General features: G+C 70.0%; 16 protein-coding genes and 1 pseudogene. 3 read left to right on the plus strand and 14 right to left on the minus strand.

Annotated features, from left to right (window positions below; translation table 11 throughout):
* Positions 1-16: 16 nt before the first annotated feature.
* Positions 17-589: a YqgE/AlgH family protein gene (locus tag ABZT93_RS06320; RefSeq protein ID WP_356099716.1), complete on the minus strand. Its 573-nt coding sequence runs from the start codon at positions 587-589 to the stop codon at positions 17-19.
* Positions 590-843: 254 nt separating this feature from the next.
* Here ABZT93_RS06320 and murA point away from each other — a divergent pair, with 254 nt between their 5' ends.
* On the plus strand, positions 844-2,190 hold the full coding sequence (gene murA, locus ABZT93_RS06325) for a UDP-N-acetylglucosamine 1-carboxyvinyltransferase (protein ID WP_356099719.1): 1,347 nt from the start codon (positions 844-846) through the stop codon (positions 2,188-2,190).
* A gap of 106 nt (positions 2,191-2,296) precedes the next feature.
* Here the strand turns inward: murA and ABZT93_RS06330 are convergent, their stop codons facing one another.
* The 6 genes from ABZT93_RS06330 to ABZT93_RS06355 form a co-directional block, all read right to left on the minus strand.
* Positions 2,297-2,578: an HU family DNA-binding protein gene (locus ABZT93_RS06330; protein ID WP_007382399.1), complete on the minus strand. Its 282-nt coding sequence runs from the start codon at positions 2,576-2,578 to the stop codon at positions 2,297-2,299.
* Between the two features lie 328 nt (positions 2,579-2,906).
* Positions 2,907-4,322: an NAD-dependent malic enzyme gene (locus tag ABZT93_RS06335; protein ID WP_356099722.1), complete on the minus strand. Its 1,416-nt coding sequence runs from the start codon at positions 4,320-4,322 to the stop codon at positions 2,907-2,909.
* A gap of 298 nt (positions 4,323-4,620) precedes the next feature.
* Positions 4,621-7,083, minus strand: coding sequence for a UvrD-helicase domain-containing protein (locus ABZT93_RS06340; protein ID WP_356099725.1), 2,463 nt, complete (start codon positions 7,081-7,083; stop codon positions 4,621-4,623).
* A gap of 63 nt (positions 7,084-7,146) precedes the next feature.
* The gene (locus ABZT93_RS06345; RefSeq protein ID WP_356099728.1) at positions 7,147-7,926 is read right to left on the minus strand and encodes a zf-HC2 domain-containing protein; all 780 of its coding nucleotides are present in this window, start codon (positions 7,924-7,926) and stop codon (positions 7,147-7,149) included.
* A gap of 47 nt (positions 7,927-7,973) precedes the next feature.
* Positions 7,974-8,495, minus strand: a complete 522-nt coding sequence (locus ABZT93_RS06350; RefSeq protein ID WP_010039908.1) for a sigma-70 family RNA polymerase sigma factor — start codon at positions 8,493-8,495, stop codon at positions 7,974-7,976.
* Between the two features lie 319 nt (positions 8,496-8,814).
* A complete protein-coding gene (locus ABZT93_RS06355; RefSeq protein ID WP_356099730.1) occupies positions 8,815-9,399 on the minus strand; it encodes an ABATE domain-containing protein in 585 nt (194 codons plus the stop codon).
* Positions 9,400-9,625: 226 nt separating this feature from the next.
* Between ABZT93_RS06355 and ABZT93_RS06360 the strand changes: the two are divergent.
* A pseudogene (locus tag ABZT93_RS06360) lies at positions 9,626-10,128 on the plus strand (anthrone oxygenase family protein).
* On the opposite strand, the gene ABZT93_RS06365 reads toward ABZT93_RS06360, so the two are convergent.
* The 7 genes from ABZT93_RS06365 to ABZT93_RS06395 form a co-directional block, all read right to left on the minus strand.
* Positions 10,125-11,279 carry a uroporphyrinogen-III synthase gene (locus ABZT93_RS06365; RefSeq protein WP_356099732.1) on the minus strand — a complete coding sequence of 385 codons (1,155 nt, stop codon included), beginning with the start codon at positions 11,277-11,279 and terminating at the stop codon, positions 10,125-10,127. The pseudogene ABZT93_RS06360 and the gene ABZT93_RS06365 sit on opposite strands and share 4 nt — an antisense overlap.
* A gap of 98 nt (positions 11,280-11,377) precedes the next feature.
* Positions 11,378-12,760, minus strand: a complete 1,383-nt coding sequence (locus ABZT93_RS06370) for a nitrate/nitrite transporter (RefSeq protein ID WP_356099734.1) — start codon at positions 12,758-12,760, stop codon at positions 11,378-11,380.
* 174 nt (positions 12,761-12,934) lie between these two features.
* On the minus strand, positions 12,935-13,399 hold the full coding sequence (locus tag ABZT93_RS06375) for a nucleotidyl transferase AbiEii/AbiGii toxin family protein (protein WP_356099737.1): 465 nt from the start codon (positions 13,397-13,399) through the stop codon (positions 12,935-12,937).
* A gap of 529 nt (positions 13,400-13,928) precedes the next feature.
* The gene (locus tag ABZT93_RS06380) at positions 13,929-15,146 is read right to left on the minus strand and encodes an acyltransferase (protein ID WP_356099740.1); all 1,218 of its coding nucleotides are present in this window, start codon (positions 15,144-15,146) and stop codon (positions 13,929-13,931) included.
* A complete protein-coding gene (locus tag ABZT93_RS06385) occupies positions 15,143-17,347 on the minus strand; it encodes a glycosyltransferase (RefSeq protein ID WP_356099743.1) in 2,205 nt (734 codons plus the stop codon). Before ABZT93_RS06385 ends, ABZT93_RS06380 begins: the two co-directional genes overlap by 4 nt.
* A complete protein-coding gene (locus tag ABZT93_RS06390) occupies positions 17,347-18,486 on the minus strand; it encodes a hypothetical protein (RefSeq protein WP_356099746.1) in 1,140 nt (379 codons plus the stop codon). The genes ABZT93_RS06385 and ABZT93_RS06390 overlap by 1 nt, the downstream gene beginning before the upstream one ends.
* A 223-nt stretch (positions 18,487-18,709) precedes the next feature.
* Entirely contained in the window at positions 18,710-19,705 is a 996-nt protein-coding gene (locus ABZT93_RS06395; RefSeq protein ID WP_356099750.1) for a LysR family transcriptional regulator, read from the minus strand.
* An 83-nt stretch (positions 19,706-19,788) separates the two neighbouring features.
* On the opposite strand from ABZT93_RS06395, the gene ABZT93_RS06400 reads away from it, so the two are divergent.
* Positions 19,789-21,135 carry an MFS transporter gene (locus ABZT93_RS06400; RefSeq protein ID WP_356099753.1) on the plus strand — a complete coding sequence of 449 codons (1,347 nt, stop codon included), beginning with the start codon at positions 19,789-19,791 and terminating at the stop codon, positions 21,133-21,135.
* Positions 21,136-21,484: the final 349 nt, after the last annotated feature.

The raw sequence follows: 21,484 nt of genomic DNA on the forward strand, positions 1-21,484 counted from the left end.
CTGAAGGTCACACCCTTCAGTTGAGCGAAGGGTCGTCGGCGTAGGTGGCCACCATCGCGAGTTCGCTGCGCTGGCGGCGCAGGACCTCACGCCAGAGTCTCTCCGGGGACGGGGAGGAGACGTCGCCGGGTTCCGACTCGACGACGTACCAGGCACCCTCCACCAGCTCGTCCTCCAGCTGGCCGGGGCCCCAGCCGGCGTAACCGGCGAAGATGCGCAGACTGCCGAGGGCCGAGGCGAGCAGCTCCGGCGGGGTCTCCAGGTCGACCAGGCCGATCGCGCCGTGCACTCTGCGCCAGCCCAGCGGGGCCCCGTCGACGGCCCCGCCGCCCGGGATGACGGCGACCCCGAGGGCCGAGTCCAGCGAGACCGGGCCGCCCTGGAAGACGACGCCGGGTTCACCCGCGAGGTCGGCCCAGCCCTCCAGGATGTCGCCGACGTCCACCGGGGTGGGGCGGTTGAGGACCACGCCGAGCGAGCCCTTCTCGTCGTGGTCGAGAAGGAGCACCACCGCGCGGTCGAAGTTCGGGTCCGCCAGGGCGGGCGTTGCCACGAGCAACCGCCCTGTGAGCGAGGACACCTCGGTCATGCCAGACATGATCCCGCATCTTCCCTCCGCGCGGGGAGCCAATGCCCGTTCGGGAGGGGGCGCAGCTCAGAGCGCACCAGTGCGCCCCACGCGCACGCTCGGCGCCGGTGACCGCATGTGCCCGGCAGGGGACGGCACGTGTTGTGACAGACCTATGACGTGTCTGGGCGGTACTTGGGCTTACAGAAGGGGGGTAGGCGGCGATTACCCTTGTCCCTTCTGGCCCCTGCCCGACTCATCGGAACGCGAGATACATGACCGTCAACGGCTCTGACGACGTACTGCTTGTCCACGGCGGAACCCCGCTGGAGGGCGAGATCCGTGTCCGCGGTGCGAAGAACCTCGTACCGAAGGCCATGGTCGCCGCCCTTCTGGGCAGCGAGCCGAGTCGACTGCGCAACGTTCCGGACATCCGTGATGTGCGCGTCGTGCGCGGTCTGCTGCAACTGCACGGGGTGACGGTCCTTCCGGGTGAGGAACCGGGCGAGCTGGTGATGGACCCGACGCACGTCGAGAGCGCCAACGTCGCTGACATCGATGCCCACGCGGGTTCGTCGCGGATCCCCATCCTGCTGTGCGGTCCGCTGCTGCACCGCCTGGGACACGCCTTCATCCCCGGCCTCGGCGGCTGCGACATCGGCGGCCGGCCCATCGACTTCCACTTCGAGGTGCTGCGGCAGTTCGGCGCGACGATCGAGAAGCGCGCGGACGGACAGTTCCTGGAGGCGCCGCGGCGGCTGCGCGGCACGAAGATCCGGCTGCCGTATCCGTCCGTGGGCGCGACCGAGCAGGTGCTCCTGACGGCCGTCCTCGCCGAGGGCGTCACCGAACTCTCGAACGCCGCGGTGGAGCCGGAGATCGAGGACCTCATCTGCGTGCTGCAGAAGATGGGCGCCATCATCGCGATGGACACCGACCGGACCATCCGCGTCACGGGTGTGGACCGGCTGAGCGGCTACAACCACCGCGCGCTGCCGGACCGTCTGGAAGCCGCCTCCTGGGCGTCCGCGGCGCTGGCGACCGAGGGCAACATCTACGTCCACGGTGCCCAGCAGCGCTCGATGATGACGTTCCTGAACACCTACCGCAAGGTGGGCGGTGCCTTCGAGATCGACGACCAGGGCATCCGGTTCTGGCACCCCGGCGGCCAGTTGAAGTCCATCGCGCTGGAGACGGACGTGCACCCGGGCTTCCAGACGGACTGGCAGCAGCCGCTGGTGGTCGCGCTCACCCAGGCCACCGGCCTGTCGATCATCCACGAGACGGTCTACGAGTCCCGCCTCGGGTTCACCTCCGCGCTGAACCAGATGGGTGCTCACATCCAGCTCTACCGCGAGTGCCTGGGCGGCTCCGACTGCCGCTTCGGGCAGCGCAACTTCCTGCACTCGGCGGTCGTCTCGGGCCCCACCAAGCTCCAGGGCGCCGATCTGGTCATCCCCGACCTCCGGGGCGGCTTCTCGTACCTGATCGCGGCGCTGGCGGCCCAGGGCACGTCCCGGGTCCACGGCATCGACCTCATCAACCGCGGCTACGAGAACTTCATGGAGAAGCTCGTGGAGCTCGGTGCGAAGGTGGAACTGCCGGGCAAGGCGCTCGGCTAGCCCGCCGCTTCCCTGACACGACGATGGGGCGGCCTCCCGGTTCCGGGTGGCCGCCCCATTGGCGTTGCTCAAGACGTGTACGTCATCCCGAGACGCACCGTCGGACCTACTTGCCCTTGGCGGCTTCCTTGAGCTTGCTGCCCGCCGAAACCTTGACGCTGTAGCCGGCCGGGATCTGGATCGGGTCACCGGTCTGCGGGTTGCGCGCGGTGCGAGCGGCACGGTGGGTGCGCTCGAAGGTCAGGAAGCCGGGGATGGTGACCTTCTCGTCGCCCTTGGCGACGATCTCGCCGACGGTCTCGGCGAACGCGGCCAGAACGGCGTCGGCGTCCTTGCGGGTCACCTCGGCGCGGTCGGCCAGCGCGGCCACCAGCTCACTGCGGTTCATGTTGTTACTCCCGTGTTCTTCTTGCCGTTGGGGTGTGCCACGCGGCGGGGCCGCACACGAGGCACAGCGAAGCCGATGCGCTCGCGCCCAGGGACGCATCCTGCCCCTACCTGCTGCGGGAAAGCCAATCCGGCACCCGTAGAACTCGTATGAACACCCTAGGGGGTCACACGAACAGAGGCCTGGGCGTGGCGCCACCCTAGAGGGTGGCGCGAAGCGCCCGGTTTCGCGACGCGCCGGGCCGGAGAACCGCCGTGGCAATCCTCACAGCCGAACAAACATACGACGACCACTGTAGACGCGGGCCGGGGGACCCGGCCGAGGACCCCTACGCCGTCGCGCCCGCGGCCTTCGCTGCGTCCCGCACCGCACCCGCGACCGCGCCAGCGACCTTGTCGTTGAAGACGCTCGGGATGATGTAGTTCGGGTTCAGCTCGTCCTCGGTGACGACGTCCGCGAGGGCCTTCGCGGCCGCGAGCATCATCTCCGTGTTGACCGTGCGGGACTGGGCGTCCAGCAGACCGCGGAAGACACCCGGGAAGACCAGCACGTTGTTGATCTGGTTCGGGAAGTCGGAGCGGCCCGTGGCCACGACTGCCGCCGTCTGACGGGCGATCGCCGGGTCGACCTCGGGGTCGGGATTCGCGAGCGCGAACACGATCGCACCCTCGGCCATGGCCGCCACGTCGGCGCCGTCCAGGACGTTGGGGGCCGAGACACCGATGAAGACGTCGGCGCCGCGGACGGCCTCCTTCAACGTCCCGGTCAGGTTCTCGGGGTTGGTGTTGTCGGCGATCCAGCGCAGCGCCGAGCCCGGAGCGGCGTCGACGAGGTCCTCGCGGCCGGCGTGCACGACGCCGTGGATGTCGGCGACGACGGCGTTCTTGACGCCGGCGGCGATCAGCAGCTTGAGGATGGCCGTACCGGCCGCGCCGGCCCCGGACATGACGACCCGGATGTTCTCGATCGCCTTGCCTGCGACGCGAAGCGCGTTCGTCAGGGCGGCGAGGACGACGATCGCGGTGCCGTGCTGGTCGTCGTGGAAGACGGGGATGTCGAGGGCCTCGCGCAGCCGGGCCTCGATCTCGAAGCAGCGGGGCGCGGAGATGTCCTCGAGGTTGATGCCGGCGAACCCGGGGGCGATCGCCTTGACGATCTCGACGATCGCGTCGGTGTCCTGGGTGTCCAGGCACAGCGGCCAGGCGTCGATGCCGGCGAACCGCTTGAAGAGGGCCGCCTTGCCCTCCATGACCGGCAGGGCGGCCTTGGGGCCGATGTTGCCCAGGCCCAGCACGGCCGAGCCGTCGGTCACGACCGCAACGGAGTTGCGCTTGATGGTGAGCCGGCGGGCGTCCTCGGGGTTCTCGGCGATCGCCATGCACACGCGGGCCACGCCCGGGGTGTAGATCATCGAGAGGTCGTCACGGTTGCGGATGGGGTGCTTGGACGCCATCTCGATCTTGCCGCCGAGGTGCATCAGGAACGTACGGTCGGAGACCTTGCCGAGGGTGACGCCCTCGATGCCGCGCAGCTGCTGGACGATCTCGTCGGCGTGCGCGGTGGAGGACGCGGCGATGGTGACGTCGATGCGGAGCTTCTCGTGGCCGGACGCGGTCACGTCGAGGCCGGTCACCGAGCCTCCGTTGGACTCTACGGCCGTGGTGATCTGGGAGACCGCGGTTCCGCTCGCGGGCACCTCCAGCCGGACCGTAATCGAGTAGGAGACGCTGGGCGCCGTTGCCATGGCCGACTTCCTCTGCTTTCACCTGACGCTGATGCCGTCCGATGGTCGCACCTACTGATGAGTAGGCGTTAGCCGCACTGGATTGCGGACGTTTTGTTCACGGGGGCGTCCACGTGAAAGAGGCCCACGTCACATGGACGTGGGCCTCTCACCAGGTCAATGACACCGACCCGCCATGCTCGCCTCGCGGCAAGTGGTCGCTCGTAGCGACGAAGGTTGGGCCCGGGGGCTTGGATCGGGCCGGTGTCACATCCAGGCTAACAAACGGATCCCGAAAGACCATTCCCGTGCGGAGAGTTCAATCTCTCAGCAGATCCGGCACGCCCTCCGCGTCCGGCTGGTCGCGGTCCGCCGAGACGACCGTGAGCTGCTGGGTGGCCCGGGTGAGGGCGACGTAGAGCACCCGCAGTCCGGCCGGCGACTCGTCGGCGATCTCGGCCGGGGAGACGACGACCGTCGCGTCGTACTCCAGACCCTTGGCCTCCAGGCTGCCGAGCGCGACGACCCGGTCGCCGAGTCCGGTGAGCCAGCGGGCCGCCTCTTCCCGGCGGTTCATGGCGACCACGACGCCGACGGTGCCGTCGACGAGGCCGAGGAGCCGGGCCGCCTCCTCGCGGACGGTCTCCCCCAGCGATTTGCGTACGACGGTGAAACGGGGCTCGACGCCCGTGGACCGTACGGCCGAGGGGGACGTGGCGCCGGGCATGGCGAGGGCCAGCACCTTGGCCGCGAGGTCGGCGATCTCTGAGGGGTTGCGGTAGTTGACGGTGAGCTGGAAGCGGCGCCTCGGGCGGCTGCCGAGAGCCTCGTCGCGGGCCTCGGCGGCCTCGTCGGGGTCGGACCAGGAGGACTGGGCGGGGTCTCCCACGACCGTCCAGGTGGCGTGCCGGCCACGGCGGCCGACCATGCGCCACTGCATGGGCGTGAGGTCCTGGGCCTCGTCGACGATGACGTGGGCGTACTCGACCCGCTCCTGGGCGAGCCGCTCGGCCCGCTCACGCTGCGACTCCTCGCGGGCCGGCATCAGCTCCTCCAGGCCGGTGAGCTGGTCGAGCGGGTCCAGTTCGCGCCTCTTCCTCGGGCGTGCGGGGGCGCCGAGGACCGCCTGGAGTTCGTCGAGCATGGCGATGTCGTGCACGGTCAGGCCGTCCCGTCTGAGCGAGCGGGCGACCCTGCGGACCTCGCCGGGGTTGAGGATCCGGCGGGCCCAACGGCCCAGGCGCCGCTCGTCGGCCATGGCGGCGAGGACGGCCTTCGGGGTGAGCTCGGGCCACCAGGCGTCGAGGAACTCGATGAAGCTGTCCTCGGAGGTGATGTCCTCGTCGAACGAGGACCGCAACTCGGCGGCCAGCTCCGGATCGGTGTGCCGGGTGCCCGCTCCGGACCGCGCCCACAGCGCGTCCAGCAGGAGCTTGCGCGCCCTGGGCCGCAGGAGGTTGACGGGGGCGGTGCCGCTGAGGGCGTTCCGGCGGACGCGTTCCAGTTCGTCCGCCTCCAGCTCCAGACGCCTGCCGAAAGCGACCACGCGCAGGCGGGTGGGGGGTCCGGCCGGGGGCTGCGGGGATACGGCGGTGGCGGCGCCGTTTCCGCCACCGGCACCGTCGTCGCCGTCACCGAAGTCCCCGAAGGCGAGTTGCCCGGAGCCGGACCGGCCGCGGGCCACGCCGGTACCGCCCGCCCTCGCGGAACGGCCCGGTCCTGCGTCCGCGTCGGCGCCCAGTTCCAGCACGCCCCGTGCCGCCTTCCGCAGCACCTTCAGCATCCGGTACGAGCCCTTGGCGCGGGCCACCGCCGGGGAGTCGTACAGGGTGGCCTCGACGCCGTCGACCAGGGAGCCGATCGCACGGATGGCGACCTGGCCCTCCTCGCCGAGGGAGGGCAGGACGCCCTCGGTGTAGGCGACCAGCAGGGGGGTGGGCGAGACGATGAGGATGCCACCCGAGTAGCGGCGGCGGTCCTGGTAGAGGAGGTACGCGGCGCGGTGCAGGGCCACGGCGGTCTTGCCGGTGCCGGGGCCGCCCTCGACGTATGTCACGGACGCGGCGGGGGCGCGGATGACCATGTCCTGCTCGGCCTGGATGGAGGCGACGATGTCCCGCATGGTGTGGCTGCGGGCCTGTCCGAGCGCGGCCATCAGGGCGCCGTCGCCGATGACGGGCAGCTCGTGGCCGTCGAGGAAGGCCTTGAGCTCGGGGCGCATGAGGTCGTCCTCGACACCGAGGACCCTGCGGCCCTTGGAGCGGATCACCCGGCGTCGTACGACACGCCCGGGATCCACCGGAGTGGACCTGTAGAAGGGCGCGGCGGCCGGGGCCCGCCAGTCGATGACGAGTGGCGCGTACTCGGAGTCCAGGACCCCGATCCGGCCGATGTGCAGGGTCTCCGCGATGTCGGCGGTGCTGTCCTCGCGGACGGCTCCCTCGGCGGGTTCCACGGCGGTGTAGGCGCCGTCGGGCCCCTTCTTGCCGTCCTTGCCGGGGAGCAGATCGATCCGGCCGAACAGGAAGTCCTCGAACTCGTTGTTGAGCCGGTTGAGGTGGACGCCGGCCCGGAAGACCTGGGCGTCCCGCTCGGCGAGCGCGCCGGGCGTGCCTACCTGGCCACGCTTGGCCGCGTCGTTCATCAGGAACTCCGCCTCGTGGATCTTCTCCTCGAGGCGCCGGTAGACCCGGTCCAGATGTTCCTGTTCGACGCTGATCTCACGGTCCCGGACCGAGTCCTGAACCGAGCCGACCGCAGATGGTTGAGCCTGAGCGGCCACCGGGCCCCCTTCTGACGTGCTGGGCAGCCGTCAACCGTACGCGAAGGGGGCCCCGGCGGGAAGTTACGCGTCGACCTGGACGAGCTTGTTGCCGTCGGAGTCCACGACCTCGAAGTGGTCGATGTCGTTCTGGGCCGGTGCGACCGCGCCGCCGATGTAGAGCGGCTGCTTGGACTCGGGGGTCTTGCCGTTCGGGATGCCGTAGCCCCACTTGCCGACGGACCAGGTGGAGGCCGTCCAGCGCTCGCCGTTGGTGCCGACCGCGATCAGGGAGCACTTGAGCGGTCCCTTGACGCCCTTGAGCTCCAGGCCGAGCGAGGTGCCCCAGTTCTTGTCCTGCATGGCGACGGTCGCGCTGACGCCGGTCGAGGAGTCGGTCGCGGACACCTTGTCGCTCATGGACTCGAAGAGTTCCTTCGGGGTGGCCGCGAGGACCTGCCCCTGTTTGGCCCCGCCGCCCGAGTCGCCGCCGTTCGCCGCGATCGCGACGACCGGACCGCCGATGATCAGCGCGGCCGCGGCCGCGACCATGTAGAAGCTGCGGCGCCGCTTCTGCGCACGGCGCTCGGCGACCTCGTCCACGAGCTTGTTCACGATCCGCGGACTGGGCTTGGCGGACAGCGACTCCCCGATCGCGGGGGTGCCGGAGCCCGGCAGGTCCGCGAGGGCGGCGAGCATCGGCTCCATGCCGGCGAGCTCGTCGAGCTGCTGGGCGCACCATTCGCAGGTCGCGAGATGAGCCTCGAAGGCGGTGGCCTCGGCGTCGTCGAGGATCCCGAGGGCGTAGGCGCCGACGGTCTCGTGCTCGTTCGGCACCGGAGTTCCCATCATGGAGCCAGACATACCCGAACCACCTGTGCCGAATCCCTGGTTACCCCCGTAAACACCCATCACGCTGTCACCCCCCGCTCCTCCAGTGCGAGCTTCATCGACCGCAGGGCGTAGAAGACCCGCGAGCGGACTGTTCCGCTGGGGATGCCCAGGGTCTCGGCCGCCTCGTTGACGGTACGCCCCTTGAAATACGTCTCGACCAGGACCTCCCGGTGGGCCGGGGTCAGGTCGTCGAGCGCATCGGACAACGTCATCAACCACAGCGCCTTGTCGATCTCGTCCTCCGCGGGGATGACCTCCAGCGGCGACGGATCGACCTCCTGCGGCCGGGCCTGCCGGCTGCGGTGGCCGTCGATGACGATGCGCCGGGCGACCGTCACCAGCCAGGGGCGTACCGATCCGGTCGCTCGATTGAGCTGTCCGGCGTTCTTCCAGGCACGGATGAGCGTCTCCTGCACCACGTCCTCGGCTCTCTGGCGGTCACCCGCAACCAACCGGAGGACATACGCAAGGAGAGGCCCGGCGTGCTCTCTGTACAGGGCACGCATCAGCTCCTCATCAGGTTCCGAGGGCTGGGACATGCGATGTCGGGCCCTCGATCCACGTTCATTGGCCACGACGGAATCCTTGCGCACGCCCACCTCCGATGTCCGGGGGTTCCCCCAGTCAGTCGCTCGACTACGGGTACGGACGTGATGAGTTGAGTGTTCAAAGTGCGACGACAGTTTTCTTCTGAGTGACGTGACGAGACAGGACATGCGCGCACATTCCCGCCGCGCGATCTTTACATTTCCACCACACGGACAAGATCGCCACTACGGCCAGTGAGGTTGAGCGAGTAAACGAGGTGTAATCGAAATCACTTCGACACCGCCTCCACAGAAAGGGCATATCGGTCGGTCAGGAGCGCGAGAGTGCCGCGCGCCGACGATGCCGGGCCACTCTTTCGCGGTTCCCGCACACCTCACTGGAGCACCAACGCCTCCTGCGCCCCCGTGACGTATCCAGATACACGATGGGGCAGTTGTCCCCTTCGCACTCTCTGATCCCGGCCCGCGCGACGGGGTCCGTCAGCAGTCCCACGGCGTCCCTGGCGATGGCCCCGAGCAGCGCCGCACACTCGGGCGGACCGTCCAGCTCGCGCACCAGCGAACCGTCCCCATCCGGTACCGCGCGCGGGGCGGGAGGGGCGGCGCGGGCTGCGTCGTTGACGTGGGCGAGCGCGAGGTCGTAGCCGTGACCGGGGGCGCCCCGCACCAACTGTCCGATACGTCCCCGCAGTTCACGGAAGCCGACGAGCCAGGAGGGGTCCGCGTGCGTCAGGTCCGTCCCCTCCGGCACCAGTCCCGAACCGACGATCCAGGCGCCGAGCACCTCCGTCGAGTCGAGGCGTTCCTCGGGGTGGGTGGTCGCGAGGAGGTCGAGACAGATCCGTCCGGCGTCGAACCGCAGCTCGTACGCGACCGTGGCCGTACCCAGTGCCATGTGCCTGTCACCGCCTAGGGTGCCCCGGCCGTAAGGGGTCGGTGAGGTGCTTCGAGGCTGTGTGGGGCTGCTGCCTGTGTGGGACTGTTCCGGGGCTCCCTCTAACAGTGCCTTCCCGCCCTCGCCGCCGGAACCCCCCGTACCGGGAGCGATGCCTGGACGGGCACGTATGCGGGTGCGCGTCTCGGCCATGTCGGCGCGGGGGCCGGCGCCTTTGACTGGGCGCATGACACAGAGCAGCAGGAGCAGCCGACTCGTACTGGGCGCGGCCACGGTCGCCACGGGCCTGATCGCCGGGGCCTTCTACGTCTTCGCGTGCGCCGTGATGCCGGCCCTGGCCCGCAGCGACGACCGGGTCTACGTCGAGGTGATGCGCGACATCAACGAGGTCATCCAGAACCCGGTGTTCTTCCTGAGCTTCCTTGGCGCCCCGGCCCTCACGGCGGTGGCGGCCTGGGGGCGCGGGGCCGGGACGACCGCGGCTGGGTCCGGGCCGCGCTCGCGACCTCCGCCCTGGCCTTCCTGGTCACCGTCGTCTTCAACGTCCCGCTCAACAACGGCCTCATGAAGAACGGCGCCCCCGGCGTCCTGCGCGAGGAGTTCGAGGGCCCGTGGGTGGCCTGGAACATGGTGCGGGCGGTGTTGCTGACGGTGACTCTGGGACTCCTGGTGAAGGCCACGGGCAGTCGTGCCGCCAGGGTCGACCAGCCGGCCGCCCCCGCCGACTAGACGTCCGCGTACTTGGTGTCGGCCGCCGGGTCGAGCGCCAGCCGGTACCCCCGTTTCACCACCGTCTGGATCAGCTTCGGCGCCCCAAGCGCCGTACGGAGACGGGCCATCGCCGTCTCCACCGCGTGTTCGTCGCGGCCCGCACCCGGCAGCGCCCGCAGCAGCTCCGCCCGGGACACCACCCACCCCGGCCGCCGCGACAGCGCCCGCAGCAACGACATCCCCGCCGGCGGCACCGGCCGCAGCACCCCGTCGACCAGGACCGCATGGCCCCGGATCTCCACCCGGTGGCCGGCGATGGGCAACGACCGCGCCCGGCCGGGAAGTTCCTGGCACAGCAACTGCACCAGCGGCCCGAGCCGGAAACGCTCGGGAGAGACCGTGTCCACCCCCCGCGCCTGCAACGGCAGCGCGGTCACCGGCCCGACACACGCCGGCAGCACATCGTGGTTGAGCGCGGCGAGCAGCTCCGGCAGCAGACTCCGGTCCTCGGCGCGCGACAGCAGCGAGGCCGCGGCGGGAGCACTGGTGAAGGTGAGCGCGTCCAGCCCCCGCGAGACGGCCACGTCCAGCAGCCGGTCCATCGGTGCGAGGTCCTCCGGAGGCATCCACCGGTACACCGGCACCCCCACGACCTCCGCTCCCGCGGCCCGCAGAGCCTCCACGAACCCGGGCAGGGGCTCGCCGTGCAGCTGGATGGCGACCCGGCGTCCCTCGACGCCCTCCTCCAGCAGCCGGTCCAGCACCTCGGCCATGGACTCGGACGACGGCGACCAGTCCTCCGTCAGCCCGGCGGCCCGTATGGACCCCTTGACCTTCGGCCCGCGCGCGAGCAGCTCCACCGCGCGCAGCCGGTCGAGGAGCGCCTCACCGAGCCCCCACCCGTCGGCGGCCTCGACCCATCCGCGGAACCCGATGGCGGTCGTGGCGATCACGACATCGGGCGCCTGGTCGATCAGGTCCTTCGTCGCCGCCAGCAGCTCGCTGTCGTCGGAGAGAGGAACGATCCGCAGGGCGGGCGCGTGCAGGACCGCGGCCCCGCGACGCTGGAGCAGCGCACCGAGTTCATCCGCCCGGCGCGCGGCCGTGACTCCCACGGTGAACCCCGCGAGGGGGCCGTGTTGCTCTGCTGCCTGCTGTTCGTCGTACATGGCTGTCGTCCCGCAGTCTGTCGTCTGACCTACATGCCGACCGAGCCTGTCAACGGCTCGTGACAGGCTCGGTTCCGCTTTATGTCGCCAGTGTTACGTCACACCTCGGCGTAGTTGAGCTGCGGCTTCGCCTCGGTGGCGGTCGAGGTCCGGCCCTGGGCGGCCGTCCGGCGAAGGTATACGGCCCAGGTGACCAGGAAACAGGCCGCGTAGAAGGCGAGGAAGGCGACGAACGCGCCGGTACCGGAGCCGTAGGAGAGGAAGGACTGCCGGAAGGCGAGGTTGATGCCGACGCCGCCGAGCGCGCCGACCGCGCCGATCAGGCCCATCGAGGCACCGGACAGACGGCGGCCGTAGGCGGCGGCCTCTTCTCCTTCGAGCCCCTTGGCCAGGGCCTTCGTGTGGAAGATGCCGGGGATCATCTTGAAGGTCGAGCCGTTGCCGAGGCCGCTGAGGACGAACAGGACCACGAAGGCGACGGTGAACAGTCCGAGCGACTTCTGCATGCTGGCGGCGATGAGGACGGCGGTCGCGGCGGCCATCCCGACGTAGTTCCACAGCGTGATCTTGGCGCCGCCGTACTTGTCGGCCAGCGCGCCGCCCACCGGGCGGATCAGCGAGCCGAGCAGCGGGCCGATGAAGGTGACGTACGCGGCCTCCAGCGGGGTCCGGCCGAACTGGTTCGTCAGTACCTGACCGAAGGCGAAGCTGTAGCCGATGAACGAGCCGAACGTGCCGATGTAGAGGAACGACATGATCCAGGTGTGGCCGTCCCGCGCGGCGTCCTTGGCGGCGCCGGTGTCGTTCTTCACGTTCTCGATGTTGTCCATGAAGAGCGCGGCGAGGACGGCGGCGACGAGGATCAGCGGGATGTAGATGCCGAGCAGCACCCGGGGGCCGCCGCTGGCGCCGATGATCGCGAGGGCGACCAGCTGAATGACCGGGACGCCGATGTTGCCGCCGCCGGCGTTGAGCCCGAGGGCCCACCCCTTCTTGCGGAGGGGGAAGAACGCGTTGATGTTGGTCATGGACGAGGCGAAGTTGCCGCCGCCGATACCGGCGAGCAGTCCGACGACCAGGAAGGTGTTGAACGAGGTCCCCGGCTTCATCACGGTGAACGCGGCGATGGTGGGGATGAGGAGGAGGCTGGCCGAGATGATCGTCCAGTTCCGGCCGCCGAAGATGGCGACGGCGAAGGTGTAGGGGACGCGTACGACGGCACCGACGAGCGTGACCATCGACGTCAGCAGGAACTTGTCGGCCGGGGTCAGCCCGTACTCCGGGCCCATGAAGAGCACCAGCACGGACCACAGGGTCCAGATCGAGAACCCGATGTGCTCGGAGAGAACGGAGAAGAGCAGGTTCCGCTTGGCGACCTTCTCGCCGGTCTCCTTCCAGAAGGTCTCGTCCTCCGGATCCCACTGCTGGATCCAGCGACCGCCCCTGCTCGGGGGTGCGGGGGCTGTACTAGGGGCTGTCATGACGCCTCCACGGTGCGACGGGGCTCAGGTCCTGCTACGAGTGACTGGTCCCGAAGGTAGGGACGCGGCGTTTCCTGCCTGTGGCACCGGGTGACCGGAAAGGAACTTTGCTCTCACCCCGGCGGGGGGTGCGGTGAGAGGTCGTGGGGGCTTTGTGTTACGAAGAGCTCCGCGTCAGCCCTCGGCGTCCTGAGAGCCGTCGTAGTCCTCAAGGATGCGCAGCCCGAGATCGGACTCCCAATCCAGGGCCCATCGCCGCAGCTCAGCGATGTCCTCGGGCTTGAGTCCGTGGGCCGCGAATTCCTCGTCACTGACCCATACGACGCTTTCCAGCCGGTCGCGCAGGTCGACGAGATCGAACTCGCCGTCCCCTCGCGCCCCCAGCCGCTCCAGTTCGATCACGGAGTAATAGCGACAGGCCGCGTGCACGTCGATCACGTCCCGCGGCAGCCCACGATCGCCGAGAGCGCGCACTTTCATGACCACCAGGTCTTCGAGATCGACCACGGGTCCGACGTCCATGATGACCGGCTGACGGGAGAGGGCCTCTTTGAGGAGGTCGACTTCGCAGGCCTCCCGGCTGCCTGGATCCGTGACGAGCAGCCTTGTCTTGAGCGGCCTGACGTCGATGTCCGTCATCGAGGCGGGGTACTCCAAATCACACTCTGCTCAGCCGAGACACCTGGAGCCTCGAACGGGTCAGCCCCACCAAGCATGGCGCTTGCCCGCTTGCACAGCACGATCCCGGTGACTTTTCTGGACCGGAGAGCCAGGGCAAGACTCCGCTCACCCCAAACATCGGTAAGCCCAGAGATCTCAAGAATCTCGCGAGCTTCGCCCGTGCCGGCGACAGTGATTTCTATCGACTCGAACCGGGTGGCCATCTTCATAGCGCTCACACCCTCGAAGAGTAGATCCAGGCAGGCGCTGTCCACCTCATCAGGAACTGCCCTGAGCAGCAGCTGAGAGTGGCCGACCCCATATCGCCAGACCCTGAACGTACGTCCGGAGCTGAACGCGACCATGCCGCTGGAGGTCCCATCCGAACGGGTTGTCAACGACGCTCCCCCTTGAGTTCCACCTCGGCAGGCGCCTCACGGTCGACTGAGGCGCCGTCAGCTCGTCTTATGCCCTGGCCGCACGCCGCCGCAACCCACGGCGCAGCCCGTCAGGCCTCATTCCCGACCGCGACCCGCGGCTTCCCGCTCCCCCGCTTCACACCGTTCGGCCACAACCGAGGCCTGCGCCTCGCCGCCAGGTCTTCGATCCACCCGAACGCCAGGATCGCGAGCCCGATCAGTGGCCACACCAGGAAGAACATCCACAGCATGTCCGTCGCGTCGAGCGCCGCGACGGCGCGGTCGCTCTGCATGAAGGGGAGGCGGTAGGCCAGGTCGATGATCGGGACCGTGGCCATGATCAGCAGGTTGTGCCAGAGGTAGATCGTGACGGCACGGTTGTTGGAGAGGGTCACCAGTTTGTCCCAGCGGGCGAGGCGGCCGGGCAGCTCCTGCCAGGACGGGGAGTACTGGAGCAGGATGACCACGAAACCGAAGGACCAGGCCGCCTGCGCGAGCGGGATGTCGTTCAGGTCCCATCCGTCTGGGCCCTGATGGCCGGAGGCCCACCACAGGGCGAAGGACATCACCAGGACCGATCCGGAGACGGCGAGATAGCGCGGGACCTTCGCCAGCACTCCCTCGTGGTGCGCGATACCGAGGACCCAGCAGCTGCCGTAGACCGCGAAGTCGGTGACCGCGTTGCCGAGTTCGCCCGGGATCGTCACCAGCCCCGTGCCCACCACGGCCGTCAGGGCCAGCGGTGCCAGCAGCGTCGCCCACGGGACCCTGCGGAACGCCCACAGCAGCAGCGGGGTCGCAAGCACGAACCACAGATACGCGCGGAGGTACCACAGCGGGCCCACCGCCTGATCCGCCCACGTACTTTCCAGCAGGTCCTTCGGGAATCCGACCTCCCAGGGGTACGGCGGCGCCCCGATCGGGATGACGTAGTTGACCATCTCCAGCAGGCCCCAGGTGCCGCTGTGGTCCGGGTCCTCCGAGAGCTTCCAGCCGCCGACGAACATCAGCGGCAGCACCACCGCGCTGAACGCCCAGAGAGGAGGCAGGAGTCGGCGGATCCTGCCCCTGATCACGCTCAGGGCCGGGCGTTTCAGTGAACGCGCCATCAGCGATCCCGCCAGCGCGAACATCACGCCCATGGAGGGGAACAGCACGGTCAGCCATGCCCAGCCGAAGAGGTGGTAGAGGACGACCCGGACCAGGGCGAGGGAGCGCAGAAGGTCCAGGTAGCGGTCCCGGCCCGGCGCCTTGGGTGCCGTGGCCACCTCACGCCGTCCCGCCGTGTCCGTGTACTCCGGCGTCATGCGACCGGCCTCCGCTCGTCGCTCTCACTGCGCGTCCGCTGTCGCGGTACCGGTCCGCCCGGTGCCTCGACGACTCCCGTGCGGCGCAGCTTCTGCCAGCGCAGGCGGCCTCCGGTGAGGGCCGTGATCCAGGACTGGAGCAGTACGACGTACATGAGCTGGCGGTAGAGGATCTGCTGCAACGGCAGCGAGATCAGGTGGGTCATGCGTTCCCGGTCCAGGCGGAACGCGTAGGCCGCGCAGACCAGTTGGATCGCGAGGACGCCCAGCCAGGCCACGATCGTCTTCTGCGTCGGGCCGAACACGACGCCGTAGAGGAGGAACACGTCGATCAGGGGGGCAAGGAGGGGTGCCACGACCATGAACAGGGAGACCAGGGGGAGGCCGACGCGGCCGAAACGGCCCGACGGGCCCCGCTCCACCAGCGCGCGCCGGTGCTTCCAGATCGCCTGCATGGTGCCGTACGACCACCGGTAGCGCTGGGACCAGAGCTGCTGCACCGACTCCGGTGCCTCCGTCCAGGCGCGGGCCTTCTCGGCGTAGACCACGCGCCAGCCGTCCCGGTGCAGGGCCATGGTGATGTCGGTGTCCTCGGCGAGCGTGTCGTCGCTCATGCCGCCGACGCGTTCCAGGGCGGAGCGGCGGAAGGCTCCCACCGCGCCCGGGATCGTGGGCATGCAGCGCAGGACGTCGTACATCCGGCGGTCGAGGTTGAAGCCCATCACGTACTCGATGTGCTGCCAGGCACCGATCATGGAGTCCCGGTTGCCGACCTTGGCGTTGCCGGCCACGGCTCCCACGCGCGGGTCGCCGAAGGGCTGGACCAACTCCCCCACGGTGGACGGCTCGAAGACCGTGTCGCCGTCCATCATCACGATGATGTCGTGACGGGCGTTCGCCAGGCCGCGGTTGAGGGCGGCCGGTTTGCCCGCGTTGAGCTGGCGGACCACCCGGACGTTCGGCAGGCCCATCGCCTCGACGATCCGCGCGGTGCCGTCGCTCGAACCGTCGTCGATGACGAGCACCTCGATCGGATGCTCGCTCGCCATCAGTGAACGCACGGTGTTCTCGATGCACTTGGCCTCGTTGTACGCCGGGACCAGCACCGACACCGGCTGGGTGACCGGCTCGCCCCAGCGGAAGTCCTTGCGGCGCACCCGGCGGGCGTGGATGCCCGAGAGCAGCAGCATGAGGACGAAGCGGCCGATGACCAGGGAGCCGATGATCGACAGTCCGACGACGAGGACGTCGGTGATGTGCTCGGAGGCCTGGACCAGGAAGATCCATGCCTCGCCCTTCCACAGTTCGGGTCCGGCGACGGTGGTGTGCGCGGTGGGCGCGTCAAGGGCCTCGGTGAGGTTGTCGAGCTCGTAGCCCTTGTCCCTCATCTCGGGAAGGAACCGGTCGAGCGCCTGGACCGTCTGGTGGCGGTCACCGCCGGAGTCGTGCATCAGCACGATCGCACCCTTGCCGTTCTTCGGCGTGGCGTTGCGGATGATCCGGCGGACGCCGGGCTTCTGCCAGTCCTCGCTGTCGGTGTTGTTGACGACCGTGATGTAACCGCGGGTGCCGATGTACTCGGTGACCGGCCAGGACCTGTCGTCCATGGCGTCGGCGAAGGAGGAGTACGGCGGGCGGAAGAGCGAGGTGCGGATACCGGCCGCGCCGGCGAGCGCGAGCTGGTTCTGGGAGAGCTCCCAGTCGATGCGCTTCTTCGACTGGAAGGACAGGTCGGGGTGGTTGAAGGTGTGCAGCCCGATCTCGTGGCCCTCGTCGACCATGCGCTTGACCAGGTCCGGGTAGCGGGAGGCCATGGTGCCGGTCACGAAGAAGACCGCGTGCGCGTGGTGCTTCTTGAGGACGTCCAGGACCTTGGGGGTCCAGGTCGGGTCGGGGCCGTCGTCGAAGGTGAGGACGAGCCGGCGGTCGGGCACTTTCAGACTGGTGGCGCGGCCGCTGCGGGTGTCGATCACAGGGCCGCCGTCGAGGATCTTCTCCGGCACCTTGTCGGTGGCGGCCTCGGGCTGGATGCGGTGGTCGGCGAGGATCTCGCTGTGGACGTAGCCGCGCAGCATCAGCATCGCCATGAGGGCGACGAGGACGAGCACGGGCAGCAGTAGGCGCATGGGCAGGCGACGGCGCCTGGAGCCGCCGCGGGCTCCTGGTGCGGCGGGCCCTGGGCGGCGGGTGCGGGATGCCATCAGAGGATGTGCTCCGGGGACGGGGAGGAGATCGGGTCGCCGGACGGGGCGGGAGCGGATGATCCGGACGGCTCCGCCGCGGCGGGCGGGGTGCCGGTGCCGGAGGTCTCCGAGGCGACGGGCACGGGGGCGGCCGGGCCGTCGGCGACCGTGCCGGGTCCGGCGCTGTCACCGCCCGTGGTCTGGGTCGGGGCGACCGAGGGCTCGGGACTGGTGGTGGCGGGCGGGGTGACCGACGGGCTGGGCGGCGGGCTCACCGACTGCGTCGGCTGGGTCGACGGATCGGCGCTCACGGACGGGTTGCCGCCCGGCCGGCTGGCGGTGGCCGACGGGTCCGCGGAGGTCCCCGCCTTGCCGGGGCTGACGGTGGCGCCGGGCGCGGTGCCGCGGGCCCCGGGAACCCGTGTCGCCCCGCCGCTGACCGTCGGGGTGGTCCCCGGGATCACGCCCGCACCGGCGGACGGCTCGGCGGACTCGGCCGGCATCGGACTGGTGTCGACCTTGCCGGCCGGGGCGTCGTCCTTCGGACCGGTCATGGGGAGCCAGGGCGCGTTGGAGTTGCCGGACAGCAGGGTGACGACAATGACGACGGCGTAGACCGCGCAGGCCAGACCGACGGCGATGCCGATCCGTCGGAAGCGGCGGCTGCGCCGGCCCGACTCGTCGACGAACACCGGGCCGTCGGAACCCTCGGATCCACCGTCGCCGCCGGGGCGGCCCTCGATGCGGTCGTCGCCGTTCGGGCCGACCCCGTCGAGCTGGACCGTCACCTCGTGCGGGTCGTGGGCGCCACCGGCACCGCTGCCGGAGTCGTCCCACGGGTCGCGTACGACGGCTCTACGGCCGGGCGGCTCGGGGAGGTCCCGGCCGCGGTCCGCTCTCGGGGCCCCCGGGAAGTCCCCTATGCCGTCTCCGACCCGAGCAGGGAAGTCCCCCTTGCCGTCCCCGGCCCGGGCTCCGGGTCCACCGGGGGTCAGGCGTCCGGTTCCGCTGGAGGCCGGGGCTCCGATTCCGCCGGCGGCCGGGGCTCCGGTTCCGCGGGAGGCCGGGGCTCCGATTCCGCCGGCTTCTCCGGCTTCTCCGGTCTCCCTGATTTCCCCGGCTTCCGGAAAGGCCTGGGTGGCGCCCCCAGTTGTCACTGTGTCCTGGGCCCCTGACGCAACCTCGGGCCATTCCGGTTGGGCGTCTTCTCGCCACTTTTTCACGCGCACGCACATCCCCCCACGGGCTGATCTGGGCGCGCTTTCGACCTTGAGCACACGTCGGGTGAACCGGGCCCCCACCCGGTCCGAGCGCCCCCTTTACCACACCGTGCTCAGGCGGCGAATGTAGCGCACACGAAGGATGCGTGTTTGCCATGTGTCATTTGTGGATGTTCATATCGGCCTCATCGGTGGCTGGAATCCATCCATCGGAGGGCCGACGAAGCCAGCCATGTTCGACGGACAGTTCGATTGCGGCGCGTCGGAGGGCGTCGAAGGCGGGATGCGCCAGACCCTTGCGCCAGACCAACGACACGGGCGACAGCGGGACCGGTTCGACCAGTGGACGCAGCACGGTAGCGGGCATGTCCGGAAAATCCACGACCACGAGAATCGGGTTCCGGGTCTTCGCCATGATCCGCTGGAACTCCTCGTCGCCGACCGCGAGCGGGGCCGGCGGGGCGATCTCGATGCCCCGTCCTTCGAACAGCCGACGAGCGAGATCGGTCCATTCAGGAGTGCGCGGATTTCCCGCCCCCGCGTACACGGTCTCGCCCTCCAGCGCGGCGAGCGGCACCCGCTCCAGGGCGGCCAGCGGGTGATCCTCGGGCAGGACGACGGCCATGGGCTCGTAGCGCACCGGCTGATGGTCCAGGCCCGCCCGCAGCACCGGGTCCAGGCCGGCGAACCGGCCGAAGGACGCGTCCAGGCGACCGGCCAGCAGCTCCCTCGCCGCGCCGGTCAGCCCGCTCTCGTAGCGGGCCATGAGCTCCTGGTCGGGGGCGATTTCCCGGGCCCGCATCAGCACGGCACGGGCGGTGGGCTGGTCGGGGAAGTTCAGGTCCACGAGCAGGGGGCGGGCCTGCGCGAAGGCGGCGAGCAGTTCGTCCTGGGCCTCCAGGGCCCGGCGGGCGTACGGCACCAGCCGCTCGCCGTCGACGGTCAGTGTCACCTGCCGGGTGGTGCGCACGAACAGCTCCGCGCCCAACTCCCGCTCCAGCCGCCGTACATCGCGACTGAGCGCCTGCTGGGCGACGTAGAGCCGGGCCGCCGCGCGCGTGAAGTGGAGTTCGTCGGCGACGACGAGGAAGGCACGCAGGAGACGGGGGTCGAGGTGGTGGGGGCGGGGGCCGGGACTCGGGCTGGGCGCGGACATCGGGCGAACTTACAACACAGGTGCGTGAATCGGTACGGAGACGGTGTTGGACCACTTGATCGTCCCCGCGCGACGGTGAGGACATGCCGCAACCGAACCGACCGATGGTCACCACGACCGCCGACGCGCTCGTCATCGTCGACTTCAGCCCACGAGGCCCGCGAGGTTCCCGAGGCCCCCGAGGTCCCCGAAGCCCGCGCGCCTCACGCTCCCCGCGTCGCCGCCGCGCCCCCGGCCCGTACCGCCGCCTTCTCGCCACCCCCGGAGCCCGCGCGTTCACCATCGGGAACCTTCTCGCCCGGCTTCCCATGGGGATGTTCAGCGTCAGCGCGGTCGTCATGATCGCCGGGACGCGTGGCTCGTACGCCCTCGCCGGCGCCGTCACCGCGGCCGGTCTCGCGGCCACGGCGTTCGTCGGCCCGTGGACCGCGCGGCTCGTCGACCGACATGGACAGGCCAAGATCGCGGTACCGGCCACGGTGCTCGCCGCGCTGGGTTCGCTGGCGCTGCTGCTGTGCGTCCGCCTCGGCGCCCCGGCGTGGACGCTCTTCGCGTCCTACGCCGCCACCGCCACGACCCCCAACCTCGGCGGGATGTCCCGTGCCCGCTGGGCCCATCTCCTCGACGGCGACGAGGGGTCGCTGCATGTCGCGAACTCCTTCGAGCAGGCCGTGGACGAGGCGTGCTTCATGCTGGGGCCGGTCCTCGCGGCCTTCCTGTGCACGACGTTCTTCCCGGAGGCGGGCACGCTGACGGGGGTGGTGCTGCTGGTGACGGGGATGCTGGTGTTCACGGCACAGCGTGCGACGGAGCCGCCGGTGCGCGGGCGCGGCCTCTCGAAGGCACCCTTCCGCGCGCCCGGCGTGCCTCCGCTCCTCGCCGTCTGCCTCGCCATGGGTGCGGTGTTCGGCTCCATGGAGGTCGTCACCATCGCCTTCGCCGACGCGCAGGGACACCGTTCGGTGGCCGGGATCGTGCTCGCGCTCCAGGCGGCCGGCTCGTGCGCGGCGGGGCTGGTCTACGGGGCGACGCACCGGGGCGGGACCGGGTCCGTGGAGGACCGTTACGTGTGGTGCATAGCCGCCATGACGGCCCTGCTGACACTCCCCCTGCTGGCCGCCTCCCTCACCGGATCCCTGCTCGCGCTGGCCCCCGCACTGCTGATCGCCGGGATGGCGACCGCCCTCACGATGGTCACCGGCATGGCCCTGATCCAGCGCCGCACCCCACCCGGCCGCCTCAACGAGGGCATGACCCTCGCCGTGACCGGCCTGCTCGGCGGGATCGCCTGCGGAAGCGCGGCCGGCGGCTGGACGGTGGAACACGTGTCACCGGTGGCGGGCTACGGCATCCCCGCCACAGCGGCCACGGCGGCACTGACGATCGCACTCACATGCACGAGACCACCGAGAGCACCGGTCTCACCGTGACCGGCCCACCCCAGCACAAACGCCCTCCGAACCCCGGCCCGCGCCTGGACAGCGGAACACGTGTCACCGCCGGCGGGCTACCGCATCCCAGCCACAGCGGCACTGACAATCGCACGCACTGCTACGGAAGCGCGGCCAACGGCTGGACCGCCGGGCAACCACGCCGCCAGGACGCTCACCTCGTCCCCGCCGGATCGTCGAATCGCTTCACCTGATCCTGCATAACCCATTGACGACCTTCAAAGCCGACACATACGTTCCTTCGTCGAAGCGCTTCGACAGGGGTCGTCGAATCGAGTCGATCATGACTGCCCCCTCGGGATCGATGTCGAGGCGTTCACATGCGAAC

The sequence above is a fragment of the Streptomyces sp. NPDC005303 genome (assembly GCF_040607335.1).
Taxonomy (GTDB): Bacteria; Actinomycetota; Actinomycetes; order Streptomycetales; family Streptomycetaceae; genus Streptomyces.

What these genes read in the sequence shown, in the direction of transcription:
- ABZT93_RS06330 (WP_007382399.1), bottom strand. Translation starts at nt 2,578, where the DNA reads ATGAACCGCAGTGAGCTGGTGGCCGCGCTGGCCGACCGCGCCGAGGTG.
- ABZT93_RS06355 (WP_356099730.1), bottom strand. Translation starts at nt 9,399, where the DNA reads ATGGCACTGGGTACGGCCACGGTCGCGTACGAGCTGCGGTTCGACGCC.
- ABZT93_RS06380 (WP_356099740.1), bottom strand. Translation starts at nt 15,146, where the DNA reads ATGACGCCGGAGTACACGGACACGGCGGGACGGCGTGAGGTGGCCACG.
- ABZT93_RS06385 (WP_356099743.1), bottom strand. Translation starts at nt 17,347, where the DNA reads ATGGCATCCCGCACCCGCCGCCCAGGGCCCGCCGCACCAGGAGCCCGC.
- ABZT93_RS06335 (WP_356099722.1), bottom strand. Translation starts at nt 4,322, where the DNA reads ATGGCAACGGCGCCCAGCGTCTCCTACTCGATTACGGTCCGGCTGGAG.
- murA (WP_356099719.1), top strand. Translation starts at nt 844, where the DNA reads ATGACCGTCAACGGCTCTGACGACGTACTGCTTGTCCACGGCGGAACC.
- ABZT93_RS06395 (WP_356099750.1), bottom strand. Translation starts at nt 19,705, where the DNA reads ATGTCCGCGCCCAGCCCGAGTCCCGGCCCCCGCCCCCACCACCTCGAC.
- ABZT93_RS06345 (WP_356099728.1), bottom strand. Translation starts at nt 7,926, where the DNA reads ATGTCTGGCTCCATGATGGGAACTCCGGTGCCGAACGAGCACGAGACC.
- ABZT93_RS06375 (WP_356099737.1), bottom strand. Translation starts at nt 13,399, where the DNA reads ATGACGGACATCGACGTCAGGCCGCTCAAGACAAGGCTGCTCGTCACG.
- ABZT93_RS06320 (WP_356099716.1), bottom strand. Translation starts at nt 589, where the DNA reads ATGACCGAGGTGTCCTCGCTCACAGGGCGGTTGCTCGTGGCAACGCCC.
- ABZT93_RS06400 (WP_356099753.1), top strand. Translation starts at nt 19,789, where the DNA reads ATGCCGCAACCGAACCGACCGATGGTCACCACGACCGCCGACGCGCTC.
- ABZT93_RS06365 (WP_356099732.1), bottom strand. Translation starts at nt 11,279, where the DNA reads ATGTACGACGAACAGCAGGCAGCAGAGCAACACGGCCCCCTCGCGGGG.
- ABZT93_RS06370 (WP_356099734.1), bottom strand. Translation starts at nt 12,760, where the DNA reads ATGACAGCCCCTAGTACAGCCCCCGCACCCCCGAGCAGGGGCGGTCGC.
- ABZT93_RS06350 (WP_010039908.1), bottom strand. Translation starts at nt 8,495, where the DNA reads ATGTCCCAGCCCTCGGAACCTGATGAGGAGCTGATGCGTGCCCTGTAC.